The sequence below is a fragment of the Corynebacterium uberis genome, from assembly GCF_020616335.1.
GTDB lineage: Bacteria > Actinomycetota > Actinomycetes > Mycobacteriales > Mycobacteriaceae > Corynebacterium > Corynebacterium uberis.
Genome location: NZ_CP085051.1, coordinates 1,679,664 through 1,698,781, shown reverse-complemented (window position 1 = coordinate 1,698,781; position 19,118 = coordinate 1,679,664). Strand labels below are relative to the sequence as shown.

16 protein-coding genes and 1 riboswitch are annotated in these 19,118 nt (G+C 63.3%); of the genes, 14 read left to right on the top strand and 2 right to left on the bottom strand.

Annotated features, from left to right (window positions below):
* Positions 1-60 precede the first annotated feature (60 nt).
* Complete coding sequence (gene asnB, locus LH390_RS07780; RefSeq protein ID WP_227281851.1) at positions 61-1,983, bottom strand: asparagine synthase (glutamine-hydrolyzing); 1,923 nt, start codon at positions 1,981-1,983, stop codon at positions 61-63.
* 521 nt (positions 1,984-2,504) lie between these two features.
* Here asnB and ctaC point away from each other — a divergent pair.
* The 13 genes from ctaC (at position 2,505) to LH390_RS07715 (ending at position 16,993) form a co-directional block, all read left to right on the top strand.
* Positions 2,505-3,587, top strand: a complete 1,083-nt coding sequence (ctaC, locus tag LH390_RS07775; protein ID WP_227324251.1) for an aa3-type cytochrome oxidase subunit II — start codon at positions 2,505-2,507, stop codon at positions 3,585-3,587.
* A gap of 17 nt (positions 3,588-3,604) precedes the next feature.
* Entirely contained in the window at positions 3,605-4,036 is a 432-nt protein-coding gene (gene ctaF / locus LH390_RS07770; RefSeq protein ID WP_227281853.1) for an aa3-type cytochrome oxidase subunit IV, read from the top strand.
* Positions 4,037-4,642: 606 nt separating this feature from the next.
* Positions 4,643-5,257: an aa3-type cytochrome oxidase subunit III gene (ctaE, locus tag LH390_RS07765; RefSeq protein WP_227281854.1), complete on the top strand. Its 615-nt coding sequence runs from the start codon at positions 4,643-4,645 to the stop codon at positions 5,255-5,257.
* A gap of 90 nt (positions 5,258-5,347) precedes the next feature.
* Positions 5,348-6,235: a cytochrome bc1 complex diheme cytochrome c subunit gene (gene qcrC, locus LH390_RS07760; protein WP_227337362.1), complete on the top strand. Its 888-nt coding sequence runs from the start codon at positions 5,348-5,350 to the stop codon at positions 6,233-6,235.
* Positions 6,232-7,452, top strand: coding sequence for a cytochrome bc1 complex Rieske iron-sulfur subunit (qcrA, locus tag LH390_RS07755; RefSeq protein WP_227281856.1), 1,221 nt, complete (start codon positions 6,232-6,234; stop codon positions 7,450-7,452). Before qcrC ends, qcrA begins: the two co-directional genes overlap by 4 nt.
* Entirely contained in the window at positions 7,452-9,071 is a 1,620-nt protein-coding gene (qcrB, locus tag LH390_RS07750; RefSeq protein WP_227281857.1) for a cytochrome bc1 complex cytochrome b subunit, read from the top strand. The genes qcrA and qcrB overlap by 1 nt, the downstream gene beginning before the upstream one ends.
* A gap of 968 nt (positions 9,072-10,039) precedes the next feature.
* Positions 10,040-10,221: riboswitch (cyclic di-AMP (ydaO/yuaA leader) on the top strand.
* Between the two features lie 13 nt (positions 10,222-10,234).
* Complete coding sequence (locus LH390_RS07745; protein ID WP_227281858.1) at positions 10,235-10,888, top strand: C40 family peptidase; 654 nt, start codon at positions 10,235-10,237, stop codon at positions 10,886-10,888.
* Between the two features lie 173 nt (positions 10,889-11,061).
* Positions 11,062-12,135, top strand: coding sequence for an NlpC/P60 family protein (locus LH390_RS07740; RefSeq protein WP_227281859.1), 1,074 nt, complete (start codon positions 11,062-11,064; stop codon positions 12,133-12,135).
* Between the two features lie 30 nt (positions 12,136-12,165).
* Positions 12,166-13,284, top strand: a complete 1,119-nt coding sequence (locus tag LH390_RS07735; protein WP_227324249.1) for a glycosyltransferase family 4 protein — start codon at positions 12,166-12,168, stop codon at positions 13,282-13,284.
* A 61-nt stretch (positions 13,285-13,345) separates the two neighbouring features.
* A complete protein-coding gene (locus tag LH390_RS07730; RefSeq protein ID WP_227281861.1) occupies positions 13,346-14,317 on the top strand; it encodes an ROK family protein in 972 nt (323 codons plus the stop codon).
* Between the two features lie 141 nt (positions 14,318-14,458).
* On the top strand, positions 14,459-15,229 hold the full coding sequence (locus tag LH390_RS07725) for a lysophospholipid acyltransferase family protein (RefSeq protein ID WP_227281862.1): 771 nt from the start codon (positions 14,459-14,461) through the stop codon (positions 15,227-15,229).
* Positions 15,230-15,382: 153 nt separating this feature from the next.
* Positions 15,383-16,699 (top strand): acyltransferase family protein, encoded by a 1,317-nt coding sequence (locus LH390_RS07720; protein ID WP_227281863.1) that lies wholly within the window; start codon positions 15,383-15,385, stop codon positions 16,697-16,699.
* 90 nt (positions 16,700-16,789) lie between these two features.
* Positions 16,790-16,993 (top strand): hypothetical protein, encoded by a 204-nt coding sequence (locus LH390_RS07715; RefSeq protein ID WP_227281864.1) that lies wholly within the window; start codon positions 16,790-16,792, stop codon positions 16,991-16,993.
* 34 nt (positions 16,994-17,027) lie between these two features.
* Here LH390_RS07715 and LH390_RS07710 read toward each other — a convergent pair whose 3' ends face one another.
* The gene (locus LH390_RS07710; RefSeq protein WP_227281865.1) at positions 17,028-18,326 is read right to left on the bottom strand and encodes a glycosyltransferase 87 family protein; all 1,299 of its coding nucleotides are present in this window, start codon (positions 18,324-18,326) and stop codon (positions 17,028-17,030) included.
* Between the two features lie 229 nt (positions 18,327-18,555).
* Here LH390_RS07710 and LH390_RS07705 point away from each other — a divergent pair, with 229 nt between their 5' ends.
* Positions 18,556-19,098, top strand: a complete 543-nt coding sequence (locus LH390_RS07705) for a polyadenylate-specific 3'-exoribonuclease AS (protein WP_227281866.1) — start codon at positions 18,556-18,558, stop codon at positions 19,096-19,098.
* Positions 19,099-19,118: the final 20 nt, after the last annotated feature.

Sequence of the window (19,118 nt, the reverse complement as noted above, 5' to 3'; positions counted from 1 at the left end):
GGCCTGTGACCTTTTCCCCGCGTTGTACGCGGGGCGGGGCGGCGGGTGGCGGGCCGGCGGCTAAATGTCCACCGGGTAATCGCGGTGCTCGATCGTGGGATGAATGCGATCCTCCACGAAGATGCCGTGCCAAATCATGAACGCCAGCACGGTCCACAGGCGCCGCGAGTGATCGGACACCCCGTCACGGTGCTCCTTGAGCATCTCCAACACGGCGGACTTATTAAAGATGTCCTCTGTCTGCGACGCGGTGATCTGATCCTGCGCCCACCCGTAGAGCTCATCGCCGGCCAGCCAATGCCGCATGGGCACCGGGAAGCCAAGCTTGCGGCGGTGGAGCACATGCGCTGGAACGATCTGTTCCAGCGCCTTGCGCAGGGCGTACTTGGTGGTTCCGTGCGAGACCTTGAAATCGTGGGGGATGGACTCCGCTACTGCAAAGACTTCCTTGTCCAGGAACGGAACACGCAGCTCCAGGGAGTTGGCCATGTTGATCTTGTCCGCCTTGACCAGGATGTCGCCGCGCATCCACGTGAACAGGTCCAGGTGCTGCATCCGGGCCACCGGATCCATGTGCGTCGATTCCGCATAGATCGGCGCGGTGACCTCCTTGTGGTCCCACTCGGGGCGGACCCAGGGAGCTACCCGGGACATCTGCTCGAAGTTGAAGGATCGCGCGTTTCCGTAATAGCGCTCCTCCATGGTCTGGGTCCCGCGGTCCAACAGGGACTTGCCCTTCATGCCGTCGGGCAGCAGGGCACCTAAGTGGCGCAGGCCCTTGCGCAGGGGAGACGGGATCTTTTCAAAGGGCGCGAGGGACAGCGGCTCCTTATAAATCGTGTAGCCACCGAACAGCTCGTCTGCCCCCTCGCCAGAAAGCACCACCTTGACGTGCTTGCGGGCCTCCGCCGCGACGAAGTAGAGCGGCACCAACGAGGGATCCGCCACCGGATCGTCCAGGTACCACATGATCCGCGGGACGGCCTCGGCGTACTCCTCGGGAGAGACGATCTTGACGATGTGCTCCGTGCCAATGGCAGCGGCAGACTCCGCGGCGACGTCAACTTCCGAATAGCCCTCACGCTCGAACCCGGTGGTAAAGGTCAACAGCTTCGGGTTGTGGCGCTTGGCCAGCGCGGCGATCGCCGTTGAGTCGATGCCGCCGGAGAGGAAGGAGCCCACGGTGACATCGGCACGCATGTGCTTTTCCACGCTGTCTTCCAGGACGCGCGCAATCCGGTCAAAGAGCTCCTGCTCCTTGCCCTGCTGCACCGGGGTGGTGCGGAACTGGGGGCGGAAGTAGCGCTTCTGCTGGAACTTTCCGCCGGGGGTCAACGTGGCGGTGCAGCCAGACTCCAGCCTGCCAATGCCTGCGTGCAGCGTCTCCGGCTCCGGGACATACTGCAGGTCGATGTAGTGCTCAATAGCGCGGCGGGAAAGCTCCAGATCCAGACCCAGCGGCTGAGCCATGTCCAGGATCGACTTCTTCTCAGAGGAGAAGACAAAGCCTGCGTCGGTGGAGGCGACGAACAGTGGCTTGATGCCGAACTGATCGCGGGCGATAAACAGCGACTTGTCCTGGGTATCCCAGATGCCAAAGGCGAACATGCCCCGCAGGTGCTCAACAACCTGCTCGCCCCAGTGGTGGAAGCCCACCACGATGGTCTCTGAATCCCCCGTCGTGCGGAAGGTATAGCCGGCCGCCTGGAGTTCTTCGCGCAGCTCGATGTAGTTATAGATCTCACCGTTGAAGGTCAGCAGGTAGCGCTCCGGGTTGTCCTCCGGGCCCCACCGCAGCGGCTGGTGAGAATGCTCAAGGTCAACGATGGACAGCCGATTGAAGCCCAGGACGATGTCCTCGGTAGCAAGTGACTCAGAGTCATCGGGGCCGCGGTGACGCTGGCAAACCAACGCCTGTTCCACGGCTCCGGAGAAATCCCGGGCGGTGCCGTTACTAGACAGGAAGCCAAGCAGTCCACACATTTGCTGACTCTTCTCCTTGGGTGTGAGTGATTAAGACGTAAAAGATGCGCGCCCTCCCAGCATGCCGGCGAGACGTGCCCCGAAGGTGAGCTGGGCGGCGGCCAGACCAAGACGGGCGTACCCGTCGCGCGGGGAAGCGCACTGGCCTTGGGACAGTCTAGGGCCTTGTGCCCCCAGTGGTGCAGCCCGCCCTGCGGAGGGTAATCACGTGGGGGAGCGGAGTGCACGATTCCCCGGCTGGAACGGCGGTCATTGCTACGCACACCTTTCGTATTTCCCCGAACGGGTGACAACTTTCGATTGATAAGGGGGTGGAGTACTGCAATATGCGTCCCTGCTGGGAGCTGCCATTAACCCCCCACTACCGTCCTGGCCTGCACTTTCCTTGAATTGATTGCGCGAGTCTGGCAAAAGCCTCACACCGGTTCAGGATGGTTTCAGCCCTGACATGGACTATCGTGCTCTTTAGGAAAGAACCGCAGTGTTTTAGGCACTTGTGTGGACAGGAAAGGCAGACACACGTGGATCAGCGAAAGAAGCAGGGCCTCGGACGGGTAGCAGGCCTGGGCGGTGCTCTGGTGGCCGCCGGGGCAGCCCTGTCCGGCTGCAACGTTGCTCCCCCGGAGGCCGTTGACCGGCTTCTGCGTATGGGATGGCCGCAGGGTATTACCCCCGAGGCCCACGCCCTGGGTCATTTCTGGGTATGGGTCTGGGTTGCCGCCTGGACCATCGGCTTGATCATGTGGGGCTTGTTCCTCACGGCGATCTTCCGGTGGGGCGCCAAGCGTGCAGAAAAGCAGGGCAAGGGCGAGTTTCCCAAGCAGCTGCAGTACAACATTCCGCTCGAGCTGGTGTTGACCACCATGCCGATTGTCATCGTCATGGTCATCTTCTTCTTCACCGTTCAGGCGCAGCAGCGCATCACCGCGCTGGATAAGGACCCGAAGGTCGCCGTCGACGTGACCGGCTTCCAGTGGAACTGGAAGTTCGGCTACGCAGAGGTCGACGGGCAGTTCATGCCCAACGGACAGAAGTACGAAGGCGTTGATAAGGAGCGCCAGGCTCTGGCCGAGGCCTCCAAGGTCGATCCCTCCGGAGACAACCCCATTCACGGGCGCTCCCAACGGGACAACTCCTACCTGCACTACAACATGATTGAGACCCTCGGTACCACCGAAGAGGTCCCGGTTCTGGTGCTGCCGAGCGAGACTCCCATCGAGTTCCGCCTCGCATCCGGTGACGTGTCGCACGCCTTCTGGGTGCCGGAGTTCCTGTTCAAGCGCGACGTGTACGCGCACCCGGAGGCCAACCAGCAGCAGCGGGCCTTCCAAATCGAGAAGATCACCGAAACTGGTGCCTTTGTTGGTCGCTGCGCTGAGATGTGCGGTACCTACCACGCGATGATGAACTTCGAGCTGCGTGTGGTCACGCCGGAGAAGTTCGCTCAGTACATGGCCTTCCGTTCCGCCAACCCCAAGGCGCCGAACTCTGAGGCGCTGGCTTCCATCGGTGAGGCTCCCTACGCCACGTCGACGCACCCGTTCAACACCGATCGGGCCACCCCCACCGGTGACAACTTCCACGATCACAACCAGAACCGCTAGGTGCGAGGAGTAACAACATGAAAGCATCAGCAAAAATCATGTACGGCCTGACCGCCTTCCTGGCGCTCATGGCAGTGATCTACATCTTCGCCACCATCTACGTGCAGGATGACGGTTACCTCTTCGGTGCTGAGTGGGTGGGCATTGTCTGCCTTATCCTCTCCACTGGCCTGGCGATCATGCTCGGCGGCTACTTCCACTTCACCGAGCGCCGCACGGATATTCTCCCAGAAGACTGGGAGGAAGCGGAGGTCTCTGATAAGGCCGGCGTGCTGGGCTTCTTTAGCCCCAACTCCATCTGGCCCTTCGCCATGTCCATGGCCATCCTGGTCCTGGGCCTGGGCGTGATCTACCTGCACTACTACCTCATCGCCGTTGGTGCCGTGCTGCTGATCTACACGGGCACCATGATGAACCTGCAGTACGGCCTGCCCAAGGAAAAGCACTAGCAGTCACGCACGTACTCAGCCGGTCATAAGCGACCGGCAGGGTAGTGCACGTGACGGCGCGGACGCCGAGTTCCTGTCCGGCAAGACCGCGCCATCGAAACACCCCGAGCAATCGCTCGGGGTGTTGTTGATTTTGTTCTCCGGGGGTAATTGTGCATTAAAGCGGAAGCTGCATTGGGGGTGGTAAAAAAATTGCGGTGACCTGGAAAAAGAATAAGTTGTGTGTCTCTAGGACGAAGGATAGGGCGAATCTCAACCCTAAGATTGATCGGCGGGGGTTAGCCGAAAGTTGGAGGAGGGGGGCCTCGGCCGGGTCCTAAAGTGTGATAAGGATCACTCTCAAATCTGCTGCGGAGGGGGCTCCGGAAGCCCTCAAACGGAGCCTCAAGCGACTGCTCCGGGCTCGATTAGCGGGACGGTGTCGAAGGCGGGCCCCTGACCTGCGGCGATGCTCGTCGTTTGGCGTGACCGGAAAGTTCCCGGAAGTCAGAGAAAAGTTTTCCGCGCTAGGTGGCCAGGACCTGACAGCCGGCTGAAACTTCAGGACGGGAACTCCACACCGCCTATGAAGTGACTTCGTTTTGCTGACAGTTCATACTTGAAGGCGTGACGAGCGCAATTTCAAACCCAGCTACGGCAGCACCACAGCGTGTTCCCGCACTGAACCGACCCAACATGGTCAGTGTGGGCACCATTGTGTTCCTGTCGCAGGAATTGATGTTCTTCGCTGGACTCTTCGCGATGTATTTCACCTCGCGTGCGAATGGTCAGGCAGGCGACTGGGCGGAGCAGAGTGAGCACCTCACCGTGTGGTACGCCACTCTCATTACCGTCATCCTGGTCTCCTCGTCCGTGACCTCGCAGTTCGGCGTCTTCGCAGCAGAAAGGGGTGACGTCTACGGGCTCAGGAAGTGGTATGTGATCACGATCCTGCTCGGAGCGGTGTTCTTGGTCCTTCAGGGATACGAGTACGCGAACCTGATCATGGAGGGTGTGACCATCCAGCACAGCGTGTTCGCGTCCGTCTTCTTCATCACGACCGGCTTCCACGCGGCCCACGTCCTAGCGGGCGTGTTGGCCTTCGTGATTGTGCTGCTTCGTGTGGCGAAGTCCAAGTTCACGCCCGCCCAGGCGACCGCGGCGATGGTGGTGTCTTACTACTGGCACTTCGTCGACGTCGTGTGGATCGGCCTGTTCTTCATCGTGTACGTGATCCAGTAGCCGGGCTTGCGCGGCCAACCTCACTGCAGTTGGCTGCTCGAACCCCTCGGCTGCGGGATAGACCTCCACGAATCACAGCTCATAAGGGAAATGATGAAAAACACTCAGAACACCGAGCGGCCGGCTCCGGCGTCCGCCTCGGGTACCAAGGTGAGGAACCGGCGCAAGATGCGTCGGACCGCCGGTGGCGCCCTCGCGCTCACCCTCGGCCTTACCGGCGCGGGCGTGCTTGCCAGCGCACTGACTCCCGATGCACAGACCGCGACTGCTAGCCGTGACGATCAAGCCCTGATCCAAGAGGGCAAGGATATTTACGACGTCGCCTGTGTCACCTGCCACGGTGCGAACCTGCAGGGCATCAAGGCCCGCGGCCCCTCGCTGATTGGTGTCGGCGAAGGCTCTGTGTACTTCCAGGTGCACTCGGGCCGTATGCCCATGATGTCTAATGACGCCCAGGCGGAGCGCAAGAAGCCCCGCTACACCGAGCAGCAGGCCCTGGCAATGGCAGCCTTCGTCGCCGCCAACGGTGGCGGCCCGGAGCTCGTGCGTAACGAAGACGGCTCCATCGCCATGGACGCCCTGCGTGGCGCAAACTTCGACGGCAAGATCGACCCGGCCGATGTGGCCCGTGGCTCCGAGCTGTTCCGTCTGAACTGCGCCTCCTGCCACAACTTCACCGGGCGAGGCGGAGCCCTTTCCTCCGGTAAGTACGCGCCCGGCCTGAACCCTGCCAATGAGCAGGAGATCTACCAGGCCATGCTCACCGGCCCGCAGAATATGCCCAAGTTCTCCGACCGCCAGCTTTCGGCCGACGAGAAGAAGGACATCATTGCTTACATTAAGTCCGCCAAGGAAACCCCCAGCCCCGGTGGCTGGAGCCTCGGCGGGTTGGGCCCGGTCTCTGAGGGCTTCTTCATGTGGGCTGTCGGCCTCGTTGCTCTCATTGCCGCTGCAGCTTGGATTGGAACGCGCTCATGAGTAACCACGAAACACACACCTACACCGAGCAGGAACTCCGCTCGATGAGCAATGATGACCTCGCGCGTCTGGGCACCGAGCTCGATGGCGTGACGGTTGCTTACCGCAAGGAGCGCTTCCCCGTCGCGGGTGACCCGTCCGAGAAGCGCGCCGGGATCGGCTTGGGTATCTGGCTGACGCTCGGCATCGTTGCCGGCCTGGGCTTCCTGGCCACTTACCTGTTCTGGCCCTGGCACTACAAGGGTCACGGTGACAAGGGCCTGTGGCTCTACACCTTCTACACGCCGCTGCTCGGCATCACCGCGGGCCTGTGCATCCTTTCGCTGGCGGTCTTCATCATCCAGTACGTGAAGAAGATCATCCCCGAAGAGATCTCCGTGCAGACCCGGCACGACGGTCCCTCCGATGAGGTGGATCGTCGCACGCTGACCGCACTGCTCAACGATGCGTGGACCACCTCCACCCTGGGGCGTCGCAAAGCCCTGCAAGGCCTACTCGGCCTGGGTGCTGTAGTCACCGGTCTTGTCGTGGTCGCGCCGCTCGGCGGCATGATCAAGAACCCGTGGAAGCGCGGGGAGCTGACCTACGCCGGCGACGGCACCCTGTGGACCTCCGGCTGGACCCTGCACGAAAAGGGCGTCAAGCTCTACCTCGGCCGGGATACCGGCGCGGTAGCGCAGCCGCACACCACGGCTACCGGTTCGCACCACACCACCGAGGGCGTGTCCCGCCTGGTGCGCATGCGTCCGGAAGATCTGGACGCTGCGGCCATGGAGACCGTGTTCCCGCTCGCGGCGGAAGACGTCAACGATGGTGATCTTTACGATCCCAAGCGCGACGTCTACGAGAAGCACATGCACTCCATCCACGGCCCGCGCAACGCGGTCATGCTCATCCGGCTGCGTAACTCGGATGCCAAGCGCGTGACCGAGCGCCAAGGCCAGGAGGACTTCCACTACGGCGATTACTACGCCTACTCCAAGATCTGCACGCACATTGGCTGCCCCACCTCACTGTATGAGGCGCAGACCAACCGTATTCTCTGCCCCTGCCACCAGTCGCAGTTCGACGCGCTGCAATACGGCAAGCCCATCTTCGGGCCGGCCGCCCGCGCTCTGCCGCAGCTGCCGATTACGGTGGATGAAGAAGGCTACCTCATTGCCAAGGACAACTTCGTTGAACCGCTTGGCCCGGCATTCTGGGAGCGTAAGTCATAATGAGTAACAAACTCGCCGAGATCGGCGACAACATCGATTCCCGGTACACCGCTTCCGGCATGATCCGGACCCAGATCAACAAGGTCTTCCCGACCCACTGGTCATTCATGCTGGGCGAGCTGGCACTGTACAGCTTCATCATCCTGCTGCTCACCGGCGTGTACCTCACCCTGTTCTTCGACCCGTCGATCACCAAGGTGATCTACGACGGCGCGTACCTACCGCTTAACGGTGTGGAAATGTCGCGCGCCTATGAATCCGCGCTGAACATCTCCTTCGAGGTGCGCGGCGGCCTGTTCGTGCGCCAGATGCACCACTGGGCCGCGCTGATGTTCATGTTCTCCATGGTTGCGCACATGCTGCGCATCTTCTTCACGGGTGCTTTCCGACGCCCCCGTGAGGCCAACTGGATCATCGGCTGCACGCTCGTCGTGCTGGGTATGGCCGAGGGCTTCCTGGGCTACTCCCTGCCCGACGACCTGCTCTCCGGCGTGGGCCTGCGGATTATGTCCGCCATCATCGTCGGCTTGCCGATCATCGGCACCTGGCTGCACTGGATGATCTTCGGCGGCGACTTCCCGTCGGACCTCATGCTCGACCGCTTCTACATCGCCCACGTGCTCATCATCCCGGGCATCCTGCTCGGCCTGATTGCCGCACACCTGGCGCTGGTCTGGTACCAGAAGCACACCCAGTTCCCGGGTGCCGGTCGCACGGAGAACAACGTGGTCGGCGTGCGCATCATGCCCGTCTTCGCCATCAAGGCGATCGGCTTCGGCCTGATGACCGCCGCGGTGCTGGCACTGATGGCTGGCCTGACCACCATCAACGCCATCTGGACGCTGGGGCCCTACAACCCCTCGCAGGTCTCCGCGGGTTCGCAGCCTGACATTTACATGCTGTGGACAGACGGTGCCGCGCGTGTCATGCCCGCATGGGAGCTCTACATCTTCGGCTACACCATCCCCGGTGTGTTCTGGGTGGCGCTCCTGGCTGGCCTGATGGTTGTGCTCCTGTTCGCCTACCCGTTCATCGAGAAGAAGATCACTGGCGATGACGCGCACCACAACCTGCTGCAGCGTCCCCGCGACGTGCCGGTGCGTTCCGCACTGGGCGCCATGGGCCTGACCTTCTTCGTCCTGCTCACGCTCTCCGGCGGAAACGACATCATTGCCCACTTCTTCCAGATCTCGCTGAACGCGATGACCTGGGTTGGCCGCATCGGCCTGATCATCCTGCCCCCGGTGGCCTACTTCCTGACCTACCGGATCTGCATCGGCCTGCAGCGCTCCGACCGTGAGGTGCTGGAGCACGGCATCGAGACCGGTGTGATCAAGCAGATGGCCAACGGTGCGTTCATCGAAATCCACCAGCCGCTCGGCCCGGTGGACGAGCACGGCCACCCGGTCCCGCTGCCCTACGCGGGCGCCAAGGTGCCCAAGCAGATGAACCGGCTTGGCTTCGCCGACTCGGAGTCCTACGGCCTGCTCAAGCCGGACCCGGAGGACATCCAGCGCAAGAAGCGCTCCATCCGGCACGCCAACCATGAGGAAGAGGCCCAGACGCTGGCCAACCTCAACGAGGCACACCGTCGTGATGATGAGGAGAAGAAGGACTAAGTCCTGTCCCTCCCCGGCGCGGCCCTTCGGGGCCGGCCAGGCGCCCATAGCGCGCCCCATAAAAGCCCGATCCCCCACCTGCCGCGCTCGCGGGTGGGGGATCGGGCTTGTTTTTTGTCTCCCCTATATAGAGGTGCGCGTGGTTGTGGTGACAACAGCCCAGACGGTGGTGTCAACGCAGGCGTTCGCCCGCCCGCGACAGGCCCGAGCATGCTACTAGCGCTCACGGGCAACCAAGCGGCGCCACGGGAGCGCGAGAGACCCCTGTACGGGCCTCTCAGGCTCGCAAATGGCCCTACCGCGCTGTCTTGGGGTAGCGGAGACCCGGACCACCAGCAGAACTGGCAGCCCGTCCGGTGCTCTCGCGGCTAGGGGAGTAGCGCGGTAGGTGTGAACCTTCGGATGAGCCGGAAGTTAGCACCTAGACCTTTATGGCCGAACGAGCGCAAGCGGTGTTGTGGTCTAGGGCGATTCGGTGGGTTCGGTAGTGGTGCTCCTGCACTACCTGAAGGTCGGGTGAGGGGCGGTACGAGGGCGTCGAAAAGCTGTTGATGGTGTGACTAGAGGGGTTTATGGGACCGTTATCATGGACGTGTGACCAAGGACACAATTTTCTTTTCTGACGCGGAGGCTACCCTTGGTTTCGGCCGCGGGGGAGCCCTTGGGGGCTCACCTAGGAGCCGCGCAAAGGTCCAGGTCAGGCGCAGAAATGTCGGGTGTAAGCAGCGCTGGCGCGGCGGGTGTGGGCGGGGGTGCCGGTTTTGCAAATTTTCTGCAACCTTTTGGTAACGGCTTGATAACGATGCCTCTCGGCGCGTCGAGTTGGACAACGATCGTTGCCGTTTCGTAACCTAATCGAGACTTCGCAAGCGGGGCATCGTCCCGGGAGCAAGAACATGAACCGATAAAGACGCCGAGTCGCTATCGACACTGACACTCATGGTTGGTAGGCAGGAACACCGTTTCTTTCTACTAAGCAGTCAGTGTGTGACAGCGAGCCGGGGACCCAGAACAACTTCTGGGGTGAGCCTTCCGTGAGACCACGGTGAGCGGCAGCCCGTAAGGGCGACGCCACACAGTGAGGAGCGGGAGGGGGAGATTCCGATTCCCAACCCGACAGCTAACCCGGTAGGCAACAAACAGGAAGATTTGGAGATTCATTCGTGACTACGCACCGTCGGCAGGAGAGCAAGACTTCTCGTCGTATCGCCGCCGCTTCTGCCCTCGCCGTGGGAGCCACCGTTCTGGCCCCGACCGCCGCTCACGCCGCCACCATCAATGTCCCGCAGACGGACCTCTCGGTGCAGGTTCCGGGCGTTGACGCGATCCCCGGCGTTGGTTTCCTCAATGCCGTGCCCGGTGGGAACCAGCTGCTCAATGTGGCTGATCAGGGTTCTGCCTCCTTCGCCCCGGCCGCCGCCGCGATCAACCCCTCCGGCTCGACGTCCCCCTCGGCCCCGGCCGCGGTCTCCTCTGTTGGCCAGCAGATTGTCAACATCGCGCGCACCAAGATCGGTTCGCCCTACGTCTACGGCGCCGCGGGCCCGAACGCCTTCGACTGCTCCGGTTTCACCTCCTGGGTCTACTCCCAGGTGGGCAAGTCCATCCCGCGCACTTCGCAGGCTCAGGCTTCCTCCGGCACCCAGGTTTCTTACAACGATCTCCAGCCCGGTGACATCGTCGCCTTCTATGGCGGCGCCAGCCACGTGGGTATCTACATTGGCAACGGGATGATCATTGACGCCCTGAATTCCGGCACCCCCGTCGGCGAGCGTCCGCTGGACTACATGCCGTTCCACTCCGCGGTTCGCTTCTAAGAACACGCTTTTCGACGCCCCCGTCCCACGACCTCCGCGCACAGCGGGGGTGGGCGGGGGTTTGTCACATTAACACCACTGGTCACACGTCGTTGTGGCACTAGACCAAAGTGCCCGATGCGGCTATTGTTGATTCTCGTCGAACGTCACTTTTTAGTAACGGAGCCTGCCTCGTGTCTCACCTTCTTTCCGGCGCGCCTCACCACCTGCGCCGTGTTGTTGTAACTGGTACCTCCGTCCTGTTGGTTGCAGGACTCGCCCCATTTGCCGGGGCGGATGAGCTTGATGATCTGATCAAGGACATGGGGGAGGTCTCCCGCGAGGCCGCAGCCAAGAACGAGGAAGTTAAGCAACTAGAAGACGACGTCAACCGCAGCTCTGAGGAAGTTGACGCCATTCAAAAGGGCGCGGAAGAGGCCGCGCAGCAAGCACAAGAGGCGTTGGCGCAAGAAAAGACCGCTCGCGAGCAGCTCGACCACCTGGCCGGCTCGCGCTACCGGCTGTCTAACCTCAACCGCGAGATCACCACGCTGGGGGCAACCGACCCCCAGAGCGCCATTGACCGCGCCGCCTACCTGGGCACCCTGTCGCGCAATAAGGACGAGGCGATTCGCCAACTGACCGCCGCGACGCAGGATGCCGCAGAGAAGCAAGACGCGGCGTTCCGGCAGACGGCCACCGCGCGTTTTGAGCACTCCAAGTTGGAAGAAAGCCTGGAGAAGCTGCGCCAGGAGAAGGACAACCTGGACAAGCAGGTCCAGGGCATCAAGGAACGCGTGGACGCCCTCAATGAGGAGGAGCGTCAGCGCTGGGAAAACAAGAACAACCCGGTGGCTATCGATGTCGAGCGGGTGACCAACACCCTGCGCGAGAACATGGCCTCTGCCATCAGCGCGGGATCCTCCGAAGCCAGCATGAACGCGGTGGAGGCTGCGCTCAGCAAGGTTGGTGCCCCGTACTCCTGGGGCGCTACGGGCCCGGACGCCTTTGACTGTTCCGGCCTGATTTACTGGGCCTACGGCAAGCAGGGGATGAGCATCCCGCGGACGTCCCAAGCCCAGCTGTCCGGCGGCACCCCGGTGTCCATGGATCAGCTTCAGCCCGGCGACGTGGTGGGCTACTACGGCGGCTCCCACGTGGGCATGTACATCGGGGATGGGCAGATCGTGCACGCCGCGGATTACGGCATCCCCGTCCAGGTTGTCTCCGTCAATTCGATGCCGGTGTCTGGCGCTGCGCGTTTCTAGGTCGCTGCGCCCGCCCATTAAGGTGGGGGCATGGCTAAGACCCTGGTGGTGACCAACGATTTCCCGCCGCATATCGGCGGGATCGAATCGTACGTGCGCGACTACTGTGCGCAGCTGGATCCAGAATCGCTGGTGGTCTTCGCCTCCACCCGGGGTGAGGGGGTAGCTCGCTGGGACGAGCAGGCTGCCTATGAGGTGGTGCGGTGGCCACACGGGCTAATGCTTCCCACCCCGGCGGTGGCGCGGGCTATGCAGCAGCTCATCCGCACCCACGGGATAGACACGGTGTGGTTTGGTGCCTGCGCTCCTTTGGCACTGCTGGCGGGGGCGGCCCGGGCCGCGGGCGCGCGGTGCATCCTCGCCTCCACCCACGGCCACGAAATCGGGTGGGCGCACTTGCCCGGGGGGCGCCAGGCGCTGCGCTGGATTGGCAACCACGTGGACGTGATCACCTACATTTCCACCTACACCCTGCAGCGCCTGCGGGGCGCCTTCGGTGAGCATCCGCGCTATGAGTGGATGCCCTCAGGAGTGGACGTGGACGCCTTTCGCCCCTTCAGCGCGCACGAGCGGGCGGAATTCCGCAACGCCCACGGCCTCGGCTCGGGGCCGATTGTGGCGTGTGTGTCGCGTTTAGTGCCCCGCAAGGGACAAGATCAACTCATCGCCGCCGTAGCGCGGTTGCGGGAGCGCCATCCCGGCCTCACCCTGGTGTTGGCCGGCACGGGCAGCTACGAGTCCACGCTGCGGCGCCTGGCGGCCCCACTGGGGGACAGCGTGCGCTTCTGCGGTTGCGTCGATGAACCCACCATGCGGGGCATCGTGGCAAGCGCGGATGTGGTGGCCATGCCGGCACGTACCCGGTGGGCGGGCATGGATGTTGAAGGCCTGGGCATCGTCTACTTGGAGGCCCAGGCTAGTGGGGTGCCGGTGATCGCGGGGCGCTCGGGTGGAGCCCCGGAGACGGTGGCTCCGGATGCGGGAGTGGTGGTCAACGGGTATGACGTCGCGCAACTTGTGCGCCACCTCGATCGGTTGTTGGGTGACCCGCAGCGGCGCGCACGGATGGGGGCGGCGGGGCGCAGGGGCGTCGAAAAGCACTGGGGATGGCAGCGCATGGGTCAACGATTCCGAGCAATGCTGGGGTAGCTCAGGCCGTGGCCTATAATCAAGCGATATTTGCCCGCTGCCAGATGGAGGCCCCCAAGCTATGACCGAGCACTCGCGCGCGCTGACGGTTGGCTTTGACATTGGGGGAACAAACATGCGGGCCAGCGTTGTCGATGCGGCAGGCTGCATCATTGAGACGCGCTCGCTGCCCTCGCCAAAAACCCCGGCAGGCATGGAAGCCGGAATCGAACAGCTGGTCGCAGAGCTGCGTGCCGATCACCAGATCGCCGCCGTCGGCGTGGCCGTGGCGGGGTTCCTCGATGCGGAGTGCGAACGCGTGCGATTTGCCCCCCACCTACCGTGGCGCGACGCACCCGTGCGCAAGATGCTGCAGGACCGGCTGGGGCTGCCGGTGCGCCTGGAACACGACGCCAACTCCGCCGCATGGGGTGAATACCGTTTCGGCGCGGCGCGGGGGGTAGACACTTGGGTGCTGTTCGCGGTAGGAACCGGCATCGGGGCGACGCTGATGACTGGCGGGGAGATCTTCCGCGGCGCCTACGGCACGGCGCCCGAATTTGGGCACCTGACCGTTGTGCCCGGCGGGCGCGCCTGCCCGTGCGGAAAACTCGGATGCCTGGAACGCTACTGCTCTGGCACCGCGCTGCTCGATTCCGCGGTGGAACTGGTGCACAGCCGCAGATTCCTAGGCTCGGAGCTGGCCGCCAAAGTCCGCCGTGACCCCACCGCCGTCAACGGCCCGCTGATCATGGATGCCGCGCGGCGCGGGGACGCCGCGGGAGTGGCCATCGTCGACGAATTTGCTGCCTGGCTCGGCCAGGGGCTGTCCATCGTGGCGGACATCCTCGACCCCGAACTCATTGTGCTCGGCGGCGGGGTATCCAACGACTCCGATCTCTACCTGCCGGCAGCCACCGAGCAATTCGCCTCCCAGATTGTGGGCACCGGCTACCGCCCGCTCGCACGGGTGGAGACTGCTGAGCTAGGGGCAGCGGCAGGTATGATCGGAGTGGCTGATTTGGCGCGCTCCCTCGTTGCAGAGGAACCGTAGCCGCACACCTGCATCTTCACGCAGGATGCCACCACCCCCGCACGCTAACTGCTGCCGCGGGGACGGTGCGCGGGCGCGGCCAGCGGCCAGGATGCGCCCTGCCCGGGTGACCACCACGAACAGGATTTTAAGGACAACGCAATGCACAACAAGTGGTACTGGACGTTTAAGAACATTCTGTTCGGCCCCGCACTGCGGGTCTGGAACCGCCCGCAGATCACAGGCCTGGACAACATCCCCGCCCACGGGCCCGCCATCCTGGCATCCACCCACCAAGCGGTCATGGACTCCTTCTACTTCCCGCTGATGTGCCCGCGCCAAATAACCTTCCCGGCCAAGTCCGAGTACTTCACCACCCCCGGTGTGGTGGGCCGGCTGCAAAAGTGGTTCTTCACCGCCGTGGGGCAGGTGCCGGTAGACCGCGGCTCTGAGCACGCTGCAGATGATGTCGCCCGCGCAGCCAATGAGGTGTTTGCGCGCGGTGATCTGTTTGGCATCTACCCCGAAGGCACCCGCTCTCCCGATGGGCGCATCTACCGTGGCCACACGGGCGTTGCTCGGCTGGGCCTGGCCTCCGGCCATGACATCGTTCCCGTGGGCATGATCGGCTCGCGGAAGGCCAACCCCATCGGCAGCTGGATCCCGCGCCCCCATACCGTGCGCATGGTCGTCGGTGAGCCGATCCACCCGGTGCAATGGGCCCACGAGCACGGCTATGACCCCGCCACCCCGGAGGCAGCCCGGGCACTGACCGACCACCTCATGCACACCCTGTCCGCCTTGACCGGCTACCCCTACGTAGATGCATATGCCACGGGCGTGAAGAAGTCCCTGGAGCAAGCCGAAGGCTACCCGCAGGGAACAGAGCCCGGCGGCGAGCTGGAAACCCGCCCAGAAAAGATGCGCGGCTAGCCGCTTCGGACTTACGGGGCCAGGTGCACGTGCGTGTGGCCGTGCGCCTGGTGGGGGATTCTTAGCAATCGCTGGCTTTCTGCCTGTAACGTGAGCGGAGAAAGTCAACCGAATGCTGATGAATACCAAAGGGGTACCCGTTTCCTTCCGATCATGGTAGCTACTCCACTTCTGCCCGGCGCCACGCCGGCCCCGACCGCCGCTTCTCCAGCATCCCCGCGGTTGGCCTGGCCGGACGTGGCCAAAGGCGTGTCCATCTTGGGAGTGGTGGTCCTCCATGTCAGCCTGGTGGTTCCGTATGGGACAGATTCCTTCATCGCCCAGGTCAACCACCTGCTTGACCCCCTGAGAATGCCCCTGTTCTTCCTGGTCAGTGGCATGTTCTCCACCAAGATTCTGCGCTATAGCCTGTGGGATCTGTTCTCGCGGCGGCTGTGGTTCTTTGTGGTTCCCTACGTGGTGTGGGCGCCGGTGGAGATCTTTGCCGCCGAGTATGAGCGCTCGATATGGCCGGACTATGAGCTGCCCGGGGTGTGGCACTATGTGGTGCTCATTGCGCAGGCCCTCAACATGTATTGGTTCCTTTACGTGCTGGTGGCCTTTAACCTCATCGCGTGGTTGACGCGGCGGCTGCCACGCTGGGCGGCGCTGCTGATATCGCTGAGCCCCATCCTCCTTTTGCCCCTGAATGCGCAGGTGGACACGGTGGGTAAATTCATTATGTATTTGCCCATTTTTATCGTGGGCCTGCGCTGGTCACAATCCGTGCGCGGCTTTGCGGGACGGGGCTTTACCCCGGGGGCGATCGTGGGATCCACGTGCGCCTACGTCGCCGGCTTTGGGTGCTACGCGGTGTGGTACCTCCTGGTTGAACGCGGCATGAGCGATATGCCGTGGCGGTTGTGGCCGTGGGACCCTACCGCCACCATCGAGCCCAACGACCTGTGGACCCTCGTGCGCGGCGGCGGCCAGGTCTTGATGCTGCCGGTGGCAGTGCTGGCGGCAGTAGGCGTGGCCCGCGTGCCGTACCTATCGCGGGCCTTGCAGTTTTTGGGCCGCAATACGCTTCCCATCTACTTGGGCCATCCGCTGGCGCTGACGTTGCTCTACCGGCTACCCATGTCCCTATCGGGTGGCCGTGAACTCCACCCGGAAGCCGAGCGGATAGTGGATCGGCCCGGCGTGTGGATCGCGTTAGCGATGGTCTGCGCGCTCAGCGGTGGGGTAGTGATGTGGCTTATTCAACGGGTGCCGATTGTGGGGTGGACAGTGCACCCACCACAGATCGTGGGCCTAGCCTCGTGGTGGAAGACGGCGGCGGCGCGCCGGGAGCGTGGAAGCGCGGCCCACGCGGGGGCGGGACGCGGTGCGCAACGCGGCACTCGGCAACAGCGTGCGGGGGGTGCTCAAGACCAGGGGCAGCTGGGAACAGCGACGTCGGGCGGCAGCGTAGGTTGTGGGACGGGATGAGCGGGCCTGGCGCCGGCGGCGTCGATAAGCTCAGTCAGACGGCACGTGGTTATACAAGACCGTGAAGAACAAGCGGAAGGTGGAAGTTCGGTGAACAACAAGCAGCTGTTGGTGTTTCGGATCGTGGCAACACTCGCCGTGATTGTCGCTTATGTTGTCGCGGCAGCCCTCGGGTTGGAGGCCACGTGGTTTGCCATCGTCATGGTGCTCGCCCTGGTGGCCGTGCTGTTTGCGCCGCTGCCCGTGCGCAAGACTGTGCACAAGTCTGATAGCGAAAACCCGGGTGCCGAATAGCAGGGCGGCGCAGTAGCCGGTCCTTCCAGGGGGATCAGACGCGGGGGCTGGCCACCGTATAGACGCTGGGGCGCCACGCCGCGACCACGATGATGCACACGGCGAGAATCAGGTAAGAATTGCCCGGCAGCCACTGCCACAGCGCCCAGGACTCCTCCCGCCCCTCACCGTAGGGAAGCCACCCGTGGGCGCCAATGATCGCGGTCGCCGCGGTGACAGCGGCAAGACACCCTGCGGTCAGGCGGTCACGCCGATCGGGGGCGTGGAGTGCGCTTAAGGCCGTGAGCACGCTTAAGGGGACCCACCACACCCAGTGATGGGACCAAGACACCGGCGAACACAGCAGCGCGATAAAAGACGTCAACATCACGCCAGCCGGGGCGCCGCCGGGCTGCGCGCTGACCCGGTGCACCGCCCAGGCGATGCCAGCAACGGCCACCACGCAGGCACACATCCACACCGCGGACTGCGTGTTTTCAGGCATTCCCGCGCGCGCCAGGAATCCCTGAATGGACTGGTTGCTGGCGTAGCCTGGGTCCCCAATGCGATCCGTTTCGCGCAGCGTTGCAGACCAGTAATGAACCGACAGGCTCGGGCGCAGCGCAGCCGCAAGCCCGGTGCACCCCAGTGCCGTTCCCACGGCCCACCCGGCCCCGCTCCAGCGGCGGCGTACCAGCAGGTACAAGACAAACACCGCGGGGGTGAGCTTGATGGCGGCGGCAACGCCGATGAGGACGCCCTGGGGCAGCCAGCGCCGCCGGGAAGCAGGCTGGGTGCCAGGTTGGCTTCCAGACCTCGTGTCGGACCGCCCCCCGAGGAGATCGGCGACGACTAGCCCCATGAGCACAATATTGATCTGGCCGTAATAGAGGGTTTGGCGCACCGGCTCACAAACCAGACTGACCCCCACGGCCACGAACACCCACCCGGGGGCTATCGCGGGAAGACCAGGCAGATGCGCGGTGGCGGCCTCAACGCAACGGGAAATGACGTACCAGAGCAGGGCCACGCTGACTGCGGTGAGCAGGAGCGCGCCGGGCAGGAGGGGAAGCAGCGTGAAAGGCTGAAAAACCAGGGCGGCAAAAGGGGGATAGGTAAACGGGAGGTCCATCACGCCGATGTCGAAGTAGCGGTCGTAGAGGTCCTCCCCGTGCGCCCACGCTGCGGCCCCGGCTTGGTAGACCCGGTAGTCGATGAATGGTCCCCAATGCACCTCTGCGTGGGAAATTCCCCGCATATTTAGGCACGCTGCGGATAGTCCGATGACGGCGAGCAGGCCGCCTAATGCGGTGGCTGCGCGCCGGGGGGAATGGGTCAACACACGTTGGGGCACTGCATTACTATAAGTTGCCCGGGGGTAGCGGTAGGCGTTTTGGCCCTATGAGGCGCCGGAGCGCGCTAGGCTGCACAGTGCAGGACAGTGCAAGACTGTGCAAGTTAGCGCAAGGCTGTGCACGGCAGCGCGAAGCAAGGCAAGACATTGCGAGACACTGTTGTGGGCCCCGGCGGCTGCTGCCGCGGCGGGTACCGGCAGGACCCAATGAAAGGGAAGGCGTCCGCAGGTGCGGTTTTTTTACGATACGGAGTTCATCGAGGACGGTCGGACAATCGATCTGGTCTCGGTGGGCATCGTTGCGGAAGATGGCCGCGAATATTATGCGGTTTCCGCTGAATTTGATGCGGATGCGGCGAATACCTGGGTTCGGGAAAACGTATTGGATAAATTGCCTTCCCCGGACTCTCCTGTGTGGAAGTCGCGGCGTCAGATCCGTGAGGAGATCCTCAGCTTTGTCACCACAACGGCCGATGGTGCTCCGACCAAGCCGGAATTGTGGGCGTGGGTGGGCGCCTATGACCACGTGGTCATCGCACAATTATGGGGGGATATGGCCGGGTTGCCGCGAGAAATGCCGCGTTATACCCGCGAATTGAAGCAACTGTGGGAACTTGCGGGGCGCCCCCGTTTGCCGCGCGCCCCGGAGGGTGTCCATGACGCGTTGGTGGATGCGCGCCATAACTTACGCAAATTCCAGATTTGTGCCCAGCGGCTCGGCTCGGCCGCCATGCCGCATAATATTGCGGCTCCAGAAAAAACTTCCCGTTAATCTTGGTTCGTGTGATTAAA

Bases quoted from the DNA above. Each gene is read 5' to 3' on its own strand.
- asnB (WP_227281851.1), bottom strand. From the start codon at position 1,983: ATGTGTGGACTGCTTGGCTTCCTGTCTAGTAACGGCACCGCCCGGGAT.
- ctaF (WP_227281853.1), top strand. From the start codon at position 3,605: ATGAAAGCATCAGCAAAAATCATGTACGGCCTGACCGCCTTCCTGGCG.
- qcrC (WP_227337362.1), top strand. From the start codon at position 5,348: ATGATGAAAAACACTCAGAACACCGAGCGGCCGGCTCCGGCGTCCGCC.
- qcrA (WP_227281856.1), top strand. From the start codon at position 6,232: ATGAGTAACCACGAAACACACACCTACACCGAGCAGGAACTCCGCTCG.
- qcrB (WP_227281857.1), top strand. From the start codon at position 7,452: ATGAGTAACAAACTCGCCGAGATCGGCGACAACATCGATTCCCGGTAC.
- LH390_RS07735 (WP_227324249.1), top strand. From the start codon at position 12,166: ATGGCTAAGACCCTGGTGGTGACCAACGATTTCCCGCCGCATATCGGC.
- LH390_RS07730 (WP_227281861.1), top strand. From the start codon at position 13,346: ATGACCGAGCACTCGCGCGCGCTGACGGTTGGCTTTGACATTGGGGGA.
- LH390_RS07725 (WP_227281862.1), top strand. From the start codon at position 14,459: ATGCACAACAAGTGGTACTGGACGTTTAAGAACATTCTGTTCGGCCCC.
- LH390_RS07720 (WP_227281863.1), top strand. From the start codon at position 15,383: ATGGTAGCTACTCCACTTCTGCCCGGCGCCACGCCGGCCCCGACCGCC.